Annotated in this window: 15 protein-coding genes; 4 read left to right on the top strand and 11 right to left on the bottom strand. The window is 68.4% G+C overall.

Features of this window, described 5'->3' with window-relative positions; genetic code table 11:
- Position 1 precedes the first annotated feature (1 nt).
- Positions 2 to 1,210 carry a 4-hydroxyphenylpyruvate dioxygenase gene (hppD, locus tag DTA22_RS29190; protein ID WP_037233383.1) on the bottom strand — a complete coding sequence of 403 codons (1,209 nt, stop codon included), beginning with the start codon at positions 1,208 to 1,210 and terminating at the stop codon, positions 2 to 4.
- A 115-nt stretch (positions 1,211 to 1,325) separates the two neighbouring features.
- On the opposite strand from hppD, the gene DTA22_RS29185 reads away from it, so the two are divergent.
- Positions 1,326 to 1,841, top strand: a complete 516-nt coding sequence (locus DTA22_RS29185; RefSeq protein ID WP_037233380.1) for an Lrp/AsnC family transcriptional regulator — start codon at positions 1,326 to 1,328, stop codon at positions 1,839 to 1,841.
- Here the strand turns inward: DTA22_RS29185 and DTA22_RS29180 are convergent.
- On the bottom strand, positions 1,801 to 2,259 hold the full coding sequence (locus DTA22_RS29180) for a MarR family winged helix-turn-helix transcriptional regulator (RefSeq protein ID WP_235214681.1): 459 nt from the start codon (positions 2,257 to 2,259) through the stop codon (positions 1,801 to 1,803). The two genes, DTA22_RS29185 and DTA22_RS29180, sit on opposite strands and share 41 nt — an antisense overlap.
- A 75-nt stretch (positions 2,260 to 2,334) precedes the next feature.
- Here DTA22_RS29180 and DTA22_RS29175 point away from each other — a divergent pair, with 75 nt between their 5' ends.
- Entirely contained in the window at positions 2,335 to 3,189 is an 855-nt protein-coding gene (locus tag DTA22_RS29175; RefSeq protein ID WP_037233374.1) for an alpha/beta fold hydrolase, read from the top strand.
- A gap of 75 nt (positions 3,190 to 3,264) precedes the next feature.
- Positions 3,265 to 3,768 (top strand): DUF427 domain-containing protein, encoded by a 504-nt coding sequence (locus DTA22_RS29170; RefSeq protein WP_037233371.1) that lies wholly within the window; start codon positions 3,265 to 3,267, stop codon positions 3,766 to 3,768.
- Positions 3,769 to 3,786: 18 nt separating this feature from the next.
- On the opposite strand, the gene DTA22_RS29165 is transcribed toward DTA22_RS29170, so the two are convergent.
- On the bottom strand, positions 3,787 to 4,119 hold the full coding sequence (locus DTA22_RS29165; RefSeq protein ID WP_245973445.1) for a DUF3099 domain-containing protein: 333 nt from the start codon (positions 4,117 to 4,119) through the stop codon (positions 3,787 to 3,789).
- Positions 4,120 to 4,278: 159 nt separating this feature from the next.
- Here DTA22_RS29165 and DTA22_RS29160 point away from each other — a divergent pair, with 159 nt between their 5' ends.
- Positions 4,279 to 6,225 (top strand): acyl-CoA dehydrogenase family protein, encoded by a 1,947-nt coding sequence (locus DTA22_RS29160; protein ID WP_112301773.1) that lies wholly within the window; start codon positions 4,279 to 4,281, stop codon positions 6,223 to 6,225.
- On the opposite strand, the gene DTA22_RS29155 is transcribed toward DTA22_RS29160, so the two are convergent.
- The 8 genes from DTA22_RS29155 to DTA22_RS29120 all read right to left on the bottom strand — a co-directional run bounded on the left by DTA22_RS29155 (position 6,157) and on the right by DTA22_RS29120 (position 13,807).
- Complete coding sequence (locus DTA22_RS29155; protein WP_112301772.1) at positions 6,157 to 6,492, bottom strand: hypothetical protein; 336 nt, start codon at positions 6,490 to 6,492, stop codon at positions 6,157 to 6,159. The genes DTA22_RS29160 and DTA22_RS29155 overlap by 69 nt on opposite strands.
- Complete coding sequence (locus DTA22_RS29150) at positions 6,489 to 6,971, bottom strand: hypothetical protein (RefSeq protein ID WP_112301771.1); 483 nt, start codon at positions 6,969 to 6,971, stop codon at positions 6,489 to 6,491. Before DTA22_RS29150 ends, DTA22_RS29155 begins: the two co-directional genes overlap by 4 nt.
- A gap of 255 nt (positions 6,972 to 7,226) precedes the next feature.
- A complete protein-coding gene (locus tag DTA22_RS29145) occupies positions 7,227 to 7,832 on the bottom strand; it encodes a hypothetical protein (protein WP_112301770.1) in 606 nt (201 codons plus the stop codon).
- Between the two features lie 28 nt (positions 7,833 to 7,860).
- Complete coding sequence (gene hemB / locus DTA22_RS29140; protein WP_112301911.1) at positions 7,861 to 8,835, bottom strand: porphobilinogen synthase; 975 nt, start codon at positions 8,833 to 8,835, stop codon at positions 7,861 to 7,863.
- 78 nt (positions 8,836 to 8,913) lie between these two features.
- A complete protein-coding gene (locus tag DTA22_RS29135; RefSeq protein ID WP_005566479.1) occupies positions 8,914 to 10,479 on the bottom strand; it encodes a bifunctional uroporphyrinogen-III C-methyltransferase/uroporphyrinogen-III synthase in 1,566 nt (521 codons plus the stop codon).
- 75 nt (positions 10,480 to 10,554) lie between these two features.
- Entirely contained in the window at positions 10,555 to 11,520 is a 966-nt protein-coding gene (hemC, locus tag DTA22_RS29130; protein ID WP_037233354.1) for a hydroxymethylbilane synthase, read from the bottom strand.
- Positions 11,517 to 12,956: a glutamyl-tRNA reductase gene (locus tag DTA22_RS29125; protein ID WP_112301769.1), complete on the bottom strand. Its 1,440-nt coding sequence runs from the start codon at positions 12,954 to 12,956 to the stop codon at positions 11,517 to 11,519. The genes hemC and DTA22_RS29125 overlap by 4 nt, the downstream gene beginning before the upstream one ends.
- Positions 12,953 to 13,807: a redox-sensing transcriptional repressor Rex gene (locus tag DTA22_RS29120; RefSeq protein ID WP_037233348.1), complete on the bottom strand. Its 855-nt coding sequence runs from the start codon at positions 13,805 to 13,807 to the stop codon at positions 12,953 to 12,955. The genes DTA22_RS29125 and DTA22_RS29120 overlap by 4 nt, the downstream gene beginning before the upstream one ends.
- Between the last annotated feature and the right edge of the window lie 60 nt (positions 13,808 to 13,867).

Genomic DNA, 13,867 nt, shown 5'->3' with positions numbered 1-13,867 from the left:
TTCACAGATTGCCGCGGGCCGCCTGCTCGCGCTCGATGGATTCGAACAGAGCCTGGAAGTTGCCCGCCCCGAACCCGAGCGAACCGTGCCGTTCGATCAGCTCGAAGAACACGGTCGGCCGGTCACCGAGCGGCTTGGTGAAGACCTGCAGGAGGTATCCGTCCTCGTCGCGGTCGACGAGGATTCCGCGCTTCTGCAGTTCCTCCACCGGCACCCGGACCGTGCCGATGCGGGCCCGCAGCTGCGCATCCTGGTAGTACGCGTCGGGTGTGTTCAGGAATTCGACGCCCTCGGCCCGCAGCGCGTCCACCGTCGCGAGAATGTCTCCGGTCGCGAGGGCCAGATGCTGGCAGCCTGGCCCACCGTAGAATTCGAGATACTCGTCGATCTGCGATTTCTTCTTTCCCACCGCGGGTTCGTTGAGCGGGAACTTCACCCGGTGGTTGCCGTTCGCCACGACCTTCGACATGAGCGCCGAGTACTCCGTGGCGATGTCGTCGCCGACGAATTCGGCCATGTTCGTGAATCCCATGACCCGGTTGTAGAACCGGACCCAGTGGTCCATCCGGCCCATCTCGACGTTGCCGACGGCGTGGTCGAGCGCCTGGAACAGCCGAGCGGGTTTACCCGGTCGTGCCGCGAAACCGCTGGAGCGCGCGACGAATCCGGGGAGGTAGGGGCCGTCGTACCGGCTGCGGTCGACGATGGTGTGCCGGGTGCTGCCGTACGTGGCAATGGCCGCGAGCCGCACGGTGCCGAACTGATCCGTGACATCGCGAGGCTCGTCGAGAATGGTGGCCCCCTGCGAGCGTGCGTGCGCGATGCAGCGGTCGACGTCGAGCACTTCCATGGCCAGGTCCACCACGCCGTCGCCGTGGGCCCGGTGATGGTCCGCGAGCGGGCTCTTGGGATCCACGGCTCCGTGCAGCACGAACCGCGCCGACCCGGACTCGAGGACGAACGACTTGTGCGAGCGCTGACCGGTCTCCGGCCCGGCGTAGGCGACGAGGGTCATGCCCCAGGTGGAGACGAAGTACTGCATGCTCTGCGTCGCATTGCCGCACGCGAACACCACGGCATCCAACGCGACCACCGGAAACGGGTCCGACGCGTCGTCGTGTTCGACGAGCCCGACCAACTGCCGGAGTTCGTCGGTCTCCAGATGTGCGGCCACCTCGCGGGGCGTCAGGCGAATGTCGACGGTCGTCATACTTTACTGTGATCCAGCTCACACCACTGCGCAACGGCGCCTCTTGACGCTGTTCAATCTGTACAGAATGCTGGATGAAAATACGGATCGACCCTACATATTGACCAGGGACGCCATGAGCATCGATCAACTCGACGCCGCACTGCTCGACCTACTGCATACCGAGCCGAAGGTTGGCGTGCTCGAGGCGTCGCGACGCCTGGGAGTGGCGCGCGGCACCGTTCAGGCGCGACTCGACCGCCTCGAACGCACCGGCGTGATCACCAGTTCGGCACCGACTCTCGACCCGGACGCACTGGGGTTTCCGGTGGTCGCGTTCGCCACCCTCGAGATCGCCCAGGGCAACGGGCACGCCGCGGTCGTCGAGCACCTGACCGCCATCCCCGAAGTTCTCGAGGCACACACGATCACCGGAGCCGGCGACGTCCTGGTCCGCGTGGTGGCGCGCACCCACGCCGACCTGCAGCGGGTGATCAACTCGATCGTGGACGGGCACAACGTCCTTCGCTCGTCGACCGTCATCGCGACACAGACCCAGATCGCCCTGCGTCACGACCAGCTCGTCCGCGCCGCGGTCCCGCCGCCCCCTGTCAGCGATCCTCGGGACTCAGCTCGTCCAGCAGAGAACTGAGCAGATAGCAGGCGTCGTCGAACCGGTCGTGCCCGACGATGCCGCCCCAGCGGTGCTCGATCTCGGCGACCCGCACGGCGGCGTCCTGCAGCGCCTGCCGTCCCCGCGCGGTCGGGACAACCAGTTTCGCCCGCCGGTCCGTTGCGTCCGGAACCCGTTCGACGTACCCGAGATCCTCGAGATCGTTGATGAGTTCGGACGCGGCGGACAGACTCAATTCGGCACGGGAGGCGATCTCCGTCAACCGCCGCCCGTCCCAGCCGATGTTGCCGAAGATCTGCAGATGCGGTGGGCGGATGTCGCCGTAACCGCGCTCTGCCATGGGCTCGCTCAACTCCCGGCGGAACTCGTGCAGCAATCGGACCAGTAACTGTCCCACCGCCGGCCGATCGGACGGCAGACCTCTTGACCGCTCCATGACACAGGAGAATACTACGGTTACCGAAGTTTCGGTTTCCGAAGCAAACTCGAACCCACGCATTTGGGACATCCCATGGACACACACTCGATCACCCGGACCATCCCGACGAGCGTCGGGAACCTCGCCGTCCACGTCACCGGCAACGGACCGCCGACCGTGCTGTGGCACAGCCTTTTCGTCGACTCGACGACGTGGGCGCCCCTGCGCAGCCATCTGGTCGCAGACCGGCAGTTGATCTCGATCGACGGACCCGGCCACGGAGCCGGCACCGCCGTGCAGCGGCGGTTCACGATGGAGGAGTGTGCGGAGGCGGCAATTGCCGTCCTCGACGCACTCGACGTCACCGAGCCCGTCGACTGGGTGGGCAACGCCTGGGGTGGACACGTCGGACTCGTCGCGGCCGCCCACACTCCCGACCGGTGCCGCACCGTGATCACCATCGGGACACCGACCCAGGCCCTCACCCGCAGAGAACGCGCCAGGATCGTGCCGATGGTATGGGCCTACCGCATCGCCGGGCCGATTCCACCGCTCACGAATGCGGTGATGAACGTCCTTCTCGGCAAGGAACTCTCACGAACGCACCCGCAACAGTTCCGGGCCGTCTCACGCACTCTCCGGCAGGCACCACGACGTGGCATGCACCAGGCGATGCAATCGATCATGCTGCACCGCAAGGGGCTGGACCCCCTCCTGCCCCGGATCGGGGCGCCGACGCTGATGGTCGTACCCCGCGCAGACACGATGATCTCCATCGAGCAGGCACGGGCCGCCGCGGCGACGATGCCGCACGCCGCGGCCACCACGGTGGACGGCGCCGGCCACATCACACCACTGATCGCCGACCCCGCCGGACTCGCCGACCTGATCACCGCCTTCTGGCGCGATCCCGTGGGGTACCTCGCGACGATCAGCACCTCGGCCTGACTCGGCTGGTCCGCGCATGTTTCCGGCAGCGAAGGCCGCCCGGCTGACGAATCGGCCCTCGTCGGCGGACCTCCCGTGACGAGCGGCCGCCCGATCCCGGACCCCGTCGGTCCGGGACAGGAATCGGTGTGGGACTACCCGCGGCCACCCGTGGTCCAGCAGAGCGGCGAGTTGGTGGAGGTGCGGTTCGGCGGGCACCTCGTCGCACGCACACGCAACCCGCTGCGCCTGCTCGAGACGAGCCACCCGCCGACGTACTACCTGCCGCGCACGTGTTTCGCCGAGGGGGTCTTGCGTCCGGTTGCCGGGAGCACGGTGTGCGAGTGGAAGGGGCGGGCGGATTATTTCGACGTCGTCGCTGGCGGACACGTCGCCGAGCGTGCGGCGTGGCACTATCCCCGGCCGGTCGCCGGGTACGAATCTCTCGTCGGGCACGTTGCGGTCATGCCGGGATCGATGGACGGCTGTTTCGTCGACGGCGAGCGGGTTCGGCCCCAGACGGGGGGCTTCTACGGCGGGTGGATCACCGATCGGGTGGTGGGCCCGTTCAAGGGTGGGTCCGGGAGTCGCTTCTGGTGATCGTTCCGGTCAGACGCCTCAGCCGGTACCGTGGGACTCGTCCTTCTCCCACGGTGGCAGGTCGTCGACGATCAGGGCAATGATCCACGGCAGGGGAAACGCCACGCCGATGATCGCCACAGCCACCCAGGGGTTATTGGTAAGTCCGTAGACCACCGCCGACAGCACGAACGCGAGAATCCTGAACGACGTCACGATCACGTATCTGCGCACCCGTACCCGATGCTGTTGTTCGAGGGACACCGACGCCGTGGTGATGCTGATCGGGTGGCGGGCGGTGCCACTCGGTGCGGAGGTCCACCGAAAGGTCGGGCCCGTGACGGCGGAGCGCAGTACGCGGGAAAAGTTCACCACACCGGAATACCCAGGACATCACAGAGTGCAACCCCCATCGCCGATCTCACGGCCGGCCGGAGGGGGGGATCGCAGATGCGTAGAGCACGCGGCCACGATCCCCATCCGTTCCTCGACCGACATCGCGCCCCTCACGGCGACGGCTACTGTCGAGTCATGGCCACCACAGCTGACCACCTGAGAAGCACACTCGACGGACGCTGGCGGGAGGTACGCGAGCGCGTCAGGGCGGAATTGTCCGGCTCCCCCGACTTCGCACCGCACTACACCCCCGACCTCGACGAGGCCCGCGCCAAGACGCTGGCGCAGTTGCGTCTGCTCGCGAGCAACGGGTACGCCGCCGACGGTTTCGCGAAGGACCACGGCGGTACCGGTGACGCCGGCGCCGCAGTCACGAGCATCGAGATGCTCGCAATGTCCGATCTGTCCCTGATGGTCAAGGCAGGCGTGCAGTGGGGACTGTTCGGCGGCGCGATCGAGAACCTCGGCACCGCGCGCCATCACGAGGCGTACGTGAAGCGTCTCGTCGACCTCGATCTGCTGGGGTGTTTCGCGATGACCGAGACGGGTCACGGCAGCGACGTGCAGGCGCTCGAGACCACCGCCACGTACGACGCGGAGGCGGGCGAATTCGTCATCCACTCCCCCACGCCGTCCTCGCGCAAGGACTACATCGGCGGGGCGGCGCAGCACGCGACGATGGCAGCCGTGTTCGCGCAGTTGATCACGGGCGGCGAGTCGCAGGGCGTGCACTGTTTCGTGGTGCCGATCCGGGACGAGGACGGCAACGACCTTCCCGGCGTCCACACGTCGGACTGCGGCTACAAGGGCGGGCTTCCCGGGGTCGACAACGGCCGAATCACGTTCGACCAGGTCAGGATTCCGCGGGAGAACCTTCTCAACAAGTACGCCGACGTGGAACCCGACGGCACGTATACGTCGCCGATCGACAACGCGAACCGCCGGTTCTTCACCATGGTGGGCACTCTCGTGCGGGGACGCGTCACGGTGGGCGGGTCCGCCGGCGCCGCCGCTCGCGTCGCATTGTCGATCGCCACCCGATATGCGTTGCAGCGCAGGCAGTTCAACGCCCCGCAGGACGAGGACGAGGTGCTGCTCATGGACTACCTCGTCCACCAGCGCAGGCTGTTCCCGCTGATCGCGCGCTCCTACGCTCTGCAGTTCGCCCAGAACGAGCTCGTCGCCAAGATGCACGAGATCCAGAGCAGCGCCGACGCCGACCCCCAGGAACAGCGTGAGCTCGAGGGCCGCGCCGCCGGGCTCAAGGTTGCGAACACCTGGCACGCCACCCGTGCGATCCAGGAGGCCCGTGAAGCGTGTGGCGGCGCCGGGTACATGGCCGAGAACCGCCTCACGGCGCTCAAGGCGGACACCGATGTGTTCACCACGTTCGAAGGCGACAACCACGTCCTGACGCAGCTGGTGGCGAAGGAACTGCTCACGTCCTACGCGGACGAGGTGCGCGGCATGAGCCCCGTCGAATGGATGCGCTTCGCGGCCACCACGGTCTCCGACGTCGTCAAGAAGCGCACCGCCGCGCAGCAGATCATCCAGACGATCCTCGACACGAGGCAGGACAACGAGGAGGACGGCAGCCTCTTCAACCGCGGCACCCAGCTGACCATGTTCGAGGACCGCGAGCAGTACCTGCTCTCGACCGCCGCCCGTCGCCTCCAGGGTGCGCAGAAGCGCGAGGAGAACCCGTTCGACGCCTTCAATTTCGTGCAGGATCATGTGCTGCACGCCGCGCAGGCCCACATCGACCGGGTCGTGCTCGAGGCGTTCGTCGCCGGCATCGACGAGTGCGAGGACGACGACGCCCGCGACCTGTTGAGCGATGTCTGCGACCTCTACGCGCTGAGCGTCATCGAGGAAGACAAGGCCTGGTTCATGGAGCACCGGCAGCTGTCGGTGGAGCGGTCGAAGGCGGTGCAGCGGGGAATCAACGAACGATGCCGGTCGCTACGGCCCCACGCGCAGACGCTGATCGAGGGACTCGGGGTTCCCGAGGCGCTACTCGGCTCCGCGATGCTCGACGGTCCCGGGACCGACACCGTCCGCAAGACCCAGATCTTCCGGTGACGAGGACGGCTCGGCGGGTTCGCCCGCCGGGCCGGACCGGAGCCGGCGCACCGAGTCGATCACCAGCAACCCCGCGACCGTCACCAGGCCGGCGGCGACGGCGATCCACGACCCCGAATACGCGGTTCCCTCGAAGGAGGGTGCACCCGGCGCCACGGGACCGAACGCCGATGTGACCTGGGAGCGGTTCCAACACCACACCGCGGCGACGACGCCGGCCACGGCGCCGATCCACTCCGCTGCCGCCACCGCGGTCCGGCGGTTCATTCCGCCGACCCTCCCGCCGACTTCGCGAGCAGCGATTCGAGATGCTCGCGCAATGCCACGTCGTCCTTCGCCCACGCCTGCACCAGGGCACCGCCCCGCAGTCGCAGTCCGATGCCCGTCCGCCGGCGGGGAACCGCGGACAGCTCGCCCAGACTCCGCGCGGTTTCCCACGGCTGCTGCTCGTACGATTCCGGGTCGGCGGGGGGCATGATCTTCAGGATCTCGGTGATCGGCAGGTCTTCGGTGCCCTGCCGCAACGACGACGTCGTGAGTTCGACGCTGGCATGTCTGCGGGCGGCCACCACCTGCACGTAGACGAACCCGCTGAGCAGCACCGCGAACAGCGACAGCGCGAACCAGTGCACCACCGGGCCGGTGAGCAGTTCGATGATCAAGGCGATCAGGCAGAACACCGGGCCGAACGCCACCATCCGCCAGCGGGCGCCGGGCTCACTGAACAAGACGGCTGGTTCGCTCACACGCTCATCCTGCGACATCACGGCCCGCGAGGAAAACGTGAGGCACGTCAGGAGAGGGCGCCCGGGATCACGACGAGCAACAGAGTCAGCAGCACGAAGGCCACGATGATGGCGAACATCAGTGCTTCTTTGCGAGACCCGTGTGCTCGATCGTCAGCGCGCATGGAGGAAAGTCCTTCGGTCGAAATGAAGTCTGCGGTCTGCCCTTGTGACGTACTTCACGGTACATCTTTATATTTCACGAGCAAATCGGAGCTACTCGGCGGAGGGGGGCAACCTCAGGAAGTAGCTGTTGGAATCCTTGCGGTGCATCAGCACGACGGCGCCGACGGCCACCACGGCCTGGAGGATCTGCACGCCGCCGAGAGCGAGCGCGGTGCCGCTTCCGTCGGATCCGATGCCGAAGAGCACCGGGACGGTCCACACCACCATCATCACGCACGCGATGGTGAGCAGCATCCGGGCCCAGTTCCGGCCCTTACGCATGAAGTGCACGAACAGGAGAAAGAGCCCGGTGAGGATCAGGATGAGGACGACAGTGAACCCGATGCCCACGTAGAACAGCGACTCCACGCTGTCGCGGCTCATGTCGACCTCGCCGGATGTGACGCTGGGGTTGTTCATCAGTTCGTCGACGAACGTCGACTTCTCGCCCACCACCAGAACCATCGCGGCCAACGCCTGGATCAGACCGAGCCCGGCCACCGCCCACAGCAACTGGGCCGCGGTGCCCACGTCGATCGGTGCCGGACGTTCGGGCTTCGACTGCGGCACCGGCGGGGGGTAGGGGAAATCGTGCGGAGACGGGCTCTGCTGATGCGGAGCCTGGTGCGGCGGTGTCGGTGGCCACTGCTGGGTCATGGCACTACCGTATCCGCCGACGAGACGATCACAACCAGCCGGCCGCTTCGGTCGCCCAGTACGTCAGCACGACGTCCGCACCGGCGCGGCGGATACTGGTGAGCGATTCGAGGATCGCGGCGTCCCGGTCGATCCAGCCGTTCTGCGCGGCGGCCGTGATCATCGAGTACTCACCCGAGATCTGATACGCCGCAACGGGGACCGGCGAGCGGTCCGCCGTCTCGCGCAGAACGTCCAGGTAGGACATCGCCGGCTTCACCATCACCATGTCGGCGCCCTCGTCGATGTCGAGGTCCACCTCACGCAGCGACTCCCTGCGATTGGCCGAATCCTGTTGGTACGTGCGGCGATCACCCTGCAGTGACGAACCCACGGCCTCACGGAACGGGCCGTAGAACGCCGACGCATATTTCGCCGAGTACGCGAGCTGACCGACGTCGGTGTACCCCGCGTCGTCGAGGGCCTTGCGGATGGCGGCGACCTGGCCGTCCATCATTCCGCTCGGACCGAGCAGATGCGCGCCGGCCTCGGCCTGCGCGACCGCCATGTCGACGTACCGCTGCAGCGTGAGGTCGTTGTCCACCGCACCGTTCGCGTCGAGAACGCCACAGTGACCGTGGTCGGTGAACTCGTCCAGGCAGGTGTCCGCCATGATCACCGTTGCATCGCCGACTTCGTCTGCGAGCCAGCGCAACCCGCGGTTCAGGATGCCGTCCGGCTCGGACGCGCCGGATCCCTCGGCGTCCTTGTCGTCGGGACGGGGCACCCCGAAGAGCATGAGTCCGCCGAGTCCCGCCTCGACCGCTTCCGTCGCCGCCCGCCGCAGCGAGTCGGGAGTGTGCTGGAAGACGCCGGGCATCGACGAGATCTCACGAGGCTCGTCGATACCGTCCGCGACGAACATCGGCAACACGAGATGCCGTGGCTCGAGCGAAGTCTCGGCGACCAGACGACGCAGGGCCGGTGTCCGGCGAAGCCGTCGCGGTCGATGGGTCGGGAACAAGGACATGCCCTCCTTCGTCGGGCCTGTGAGTGGTTGAGGAGTGCCTGGACTCCTCAACCACTCACAGGCGCGTAGCGCCTATCGCCGAGCGCGGGACTTCTTGCGCGGCGGGGGCAGTGCGCCCTCGGCACGCAGGCGCGCCGCGTGCTCGGCCAGAGCCTCCACCAGCGGGCCGACCTGAGCGGTCTCCGGCTGCACGTCCACGCGCAGGCCGAACTCGATGGCCGTCTCGGCGGTCTTCGGACCGATGCAGGCAACGAGGGTGCGCGCGTGCGGCTTTCCGGCGATGCCGACGAGGTTGCGGACCGTCGAGGACGAGGTGAAGCAGACGGCGTCGAACCCACCGGTCTTGATCATCTCGCGGGTCTCGGCCGGCGGCGGCGCAGCCCGGACGGTGCGGTACGCGGTGACGTCGTCGATTTCCCAGCCACGTTCGCGCAGGCCCTCGGCCAGCGTCTCGGTGGCGATGTCGGCGCGGGGCAGCAGAACCCGGTTGACCGGGTCGAAAACGTCGTCGTAGGGGGCGAACTCGGCCAGCAGGCCTTCGCTCGACTGCTCGCCGGAGGGCACGAGTTCGGGGTTGATTCCGAACGAGCGCACCTTCGCGGCCGTGGCCTCACCGATGCAGGCGATCTTGACGCCGGAGAACGCGCGGGCGTCGAGCCCGAACTCCTCGAACTTCTCCCACACCGCACGCACCGCGTTGGTGGACGTGAAGACCACCCACTGGTAGCGACCGTCGACGAGGCCCTTCACGGACCGTTCCATCTGCGCCGGGCTGCGGGGCGGCTCGACGGCGATGGTGGGTACCTCGATCGGGATGGCGCCGTGCGTGACGAGGCGGTCGCTCATTTCGCCTGCCTGATCCTTGGTGCGCGGGACCAGGACCTTCCAGCCGTACAGTGCGCGCGACTCCCACCAGGACATCTTGTTGCGCTGGGCGACGACCTTGCCGACCGTCACGACCAGCGAACCGACCAGTTCGGAACCGGCCTCGTTCAGCGTCGCGAGGGTGGCCTCGACGGTGCGCTGCTGCCGGGTGGTGCCGCGGACCGTGATGGCCGCCGGGGTCTGCGGAGCCAGGCCGTGCTCGACGAGGGCGCTCGCCGTCTCGGCGAGATGCCCCGACGTGGCGTGCAGGACCAGTGGTCCGGGTGCGGCGGCCAGGGCCGCCCAGTCGACCTCGCCGCGGACGTCGGCCTCGGTGTGTCCCGACCCCAGTGCCATACCGGCGTAGGAGGGGACGGCGGACGCGGACGGCAGGCCCGGCAGGACCTCGAACTGCACCTGGGTGCGGGCGACGGCGGTGACCTCGGCGATCACCGAGTCGGTGGTCAGCGGGTCGCCGGACACCAGACGCACCACGTCGTGGCCGTTCTTCGCCTCGTGGACGAGGGTCTTCGCGACCTCCGCCGGCTCACCCAGTGCGGGACGGACCTCGGCGAGCGGCTCACCGGTCTCGGCGTCGACGCCCAGGTCGGTGCCCACCAGGACGGTGACGCCCTTGTCGACGTCGGGGTCGGTGAAGGCGAGGGTCGCTGCGGCAAGGACGTCCCGTGCGTGCACGGTGAGCAGTGCCGGATCGCCCGGTCCGGATCCCACGAACAGGATTCGTCCGGGGGTGTTCTTACGGACTCGGCTCATCGGTAATTCTCCAGTGCGATCATGTGTCGAGATGGGTACAGGGAGCGGATCGGCCGATCAGTCGGCCTTCGCACATCAAACATCGGCATCACCGGCCTCGGTGACATTCATCAGCTCCCGCGCACCGAGCTCGAGAAGCTCCCGCGCGACGGAGCGGCCGAGTTCTTCGGCGTTCTCCGGGGAGCCCACGGCCCCCGTGCGAATGACGTCGGAACCGTCGATGGCTGCGGCGCAGCCCCGGACGGACAGTTCGTCGAAGATGCGGCCGTCGTCGTCGAGTGATTCGACGACCTCGGCGATCGCGCCGATGGGCGCGGTGCAGCCGGCCTCGAGCTCGGCGAGCAGTGCGCGTTCCGCGGTGACGGCGGCGCGGCTGTTCGGGTCGTCGAGCTCCGACAGGATCGCGACGAGTGCCGTGTTCGCCGACAGGCATTCGACGGCGAGCGCGCCCTGCGCGGGTGCGGGCAGCATCTGGACCGGCTCGATGGACTCGGTGATCAGGTCCAGTCGTCCGATCCGCGCGAGGCCCGCCCGGGCCAGGACGACGGCGTCGAGTTCGCCGGATTCGACCTTGCCGAGGCGCCGCTGCAGGTTGCCGCGCAGCGGCCGGATGTCGAGGCCGAGGCCCAGCGCCCGCAGCTGTGACGTGCGCCGCGGTGCGGACGTGCCGACCTTCGAACCGGCGGGCAGTTCACCGAGGACCAGTCCGTCGCGGGCCACGAGCGCGTCGCGGGGATCCTCGCGCGGCGGGATGGCGGCGATGGTGAACCGCTCGTCGGGGGCGGTCGGCAGGTCCTTGTAGGAGTGGACGGCCACGTCGACGCGGCCGTCGGCGAGCGCTTCCCGGAGTTCGGCGGTGAAGACGCCGACCCCGATCTTCTCCACCGACTCCATGGACTGGTCGCCCTTGGTCTTGATGATGACGAGCTCGGCGTCGTGCCCGGCCGAGATCAGTGCGTCGCGCACGGTGCCGGCCTGGGTGGTCGCGAGCTCACTCCCACGGGTTCCGATCCGCAGCGTACGGGTGCCGACGGCGCTCATGCCTGCGATTCCTTCCCATGGTTGTCGTCTGTGACGAAGCGGCGCAGGCGCGGGTCCTGGCCGGCGATGAAGCCGTCCGTGATGTCGATGGCGCTCAGGTCGGTGGCGCCGCCGAGGTCGGTGGGCTTCGCGACGGCCTCGACGGATCCGGGGCTGAGTTCGAACAGTTCCCGCAGGGCGGCGGCGTAGGAATCGCCACCGGGCGCGGAGGCGAGCTGCTTCACCCGGACGGTGGGCGCGTGGAGGAGCTTGTCGACCACCCGCCGCACGGTGCGTGCGACCTCGTCGCGCTCGGGGTCGTCGAGTCCGGGCAGACGCGAATCCAGTCGCATCAGCTCCGCCTCGACCACGTCCGCGGCGCGCTGGCGCAGGGCGGTGACGGTCGGCGTGACCTCCGCCAGCCGCTGGCCGGCGAGGTAGTTGGCGAGTTCGGCGGCGACGATGGTCCGGGCGGCGTCGGCGTCGGACGCGGCGGCGCCTGCGGCGGGATCGCGCTGCAGCGACTCCATGTCGAGGACGGTGACCCCGGGCAGACCCGACACGGCGGGCTCCACGTCGCGGGGCAGACCGAGGTCGCAGATGACGAGGGGGCGTTCGGCGTCGCGGCCGGGCTGTGCCAGCGCGCGGTGGGTGTCCGCGAGCGTGACGACGGCGCCGACCGCGCCGGTACAGGTCACGAGGACGTCCGCCTGGGCCATCGCGGCCGGGAGTTCGCTCAGTTCGAGGGCCTGCGCCTCGACACCGTTGGATCGGGCCGTGTCGGCGAGGTGCTCCGCACGCTCCTTGGTGCGGTTCACCACGACGATGCGGCCGATCCCGGCACGCGTCAGGTGCGCGACCGACAGACCGCCCATGGAACCGGCGCCGACCACGACGGCGGTGCGTCCGGTCAGCCCGCCGTCGCCCACGATGCCGGCGGCGCGGTCGAGGGCCACGGACACGACGGACGCGCCCGCCGAGTCGATACCGGTCTCCGAGTGCACTCGCTTGCCGACGCGCAGCGCCTGCTGGGCGAGCTCGTGCAGCGTGCGGCCCGCGGCCTGCTGTGCGTCGGACGACGCATAGGCGGTCCTGATCTGCCCCAGGATCTGCTGCTCGCCGATCACCATCGAGTCGAGTCCGCTGGCCACGGCGAACAGGTGCTCCGCCGCAGCCTCGCTGTAACGCACGTACGCGTGCCGGTGCAGATCGGTGAGATCCAATCCGGAATGGTCGGCGAGCAACTCGCCGACCTCGGCCAGCGCACCGTGGAATGCATCGACGACGGCGTAGATCTCCACCCGGTTGCAGGTGGAGACGATCATCGCCTCCGAGATGTGCGACGACGCCAGAAGCTTGTCCGTCAGCTTCGGGCGATCGGTGTCGGTGACAGCCACCCGCTCGAGAACCGGCACCGGGGCCGTCCTGTGCGAGACCCCGACAAGCAGAACACTCACGGCGCGATCACTGATCCGTTTCTTGGTGCGGTGGACGGGACAGCCGAATGTCCGATGCGGACGCGGGGAGCGGTGGGGACCGATTCCGTGTTGCGTGCGCTGTTGAACGAGAGGACCTGCATTTCGACCGCGAGATCGACGCGGCGCATCTCGACGTGGTCGGGGACGTCGAGCGAAGTAGGCGAGAAGCTGAGGATGCAGCGCAGTCCGGCGCGGACGAGCCGGTCGGCGACTTCCTGCGCCGCCTCGTCGGGCGTCGAGATGACACCGATCGTCGCCTCGAGCTCGGCGCAGGCCTGTTCGAGTTCGTCGACGTGCCGCACGGTGAGGTCGCCCACCGGCGCACCGACCCGCGCCGGATCGCTGTCGAACAGTCCGACCATGGAGAACCCGCGACGGCCGAAGCCGCCGTAGCCGGCGAGCGCCTGGCCGAGGTTTCCGACGCCGACGAGCACCACCTTGTGTCCGCGGTCCAGGCCGAGCGCCCGCTCGATGCGGGCCCGCAGGCGCGTCACGTCGTAGCCGACGCCGCGCACGCCGTTCGGCCCCAGGAAGGAAAGGTCCTTGCGGAGCTTGGCGGAGCCGACACCGGAAGCGGCGGCGAGTTCCTCGCTCGAGACGATGATCGTGCCGCGTTCCGTCAGCACTCCGAGGACCCGCAGGTACGTCGCGAGGCGCGTCACCGTAGCCTGGGGGATGTCCCGCGATTCGGGGATCGGAGCCGCGCCGGCGACCGAGGGGGCCGGAGACCCGACCACTGACTGCCCGACCGCCCCCGTGACGCCAGGGGCCACAGACCCATGCGTCTGGTGCGTTTCGGTCACGTCGTTGGCTCCTCGTCCGACCGGCATTCGATGCCGTTCTTCACGATGCTCCGGGGAATTGTTCACACCACGGTAACTGCTTGTGAA

It is taken from the genome of Rhodococcus wratislaviensis, assembly GCF_900455735.1.
In the GTDB taxonomy this organism is placed as follows: Bacteria; Actinomycetota; Actinomycetes; order Mycobacteriales; family Mycobacteriaceae; genus Rhodococcus_F; species Rhodococcus_F wratislaviensis.
Note: the sequence above shows the minus strand (reverse complement) of the source record. Positions and strands in the feature narration are given on the sequence as shown.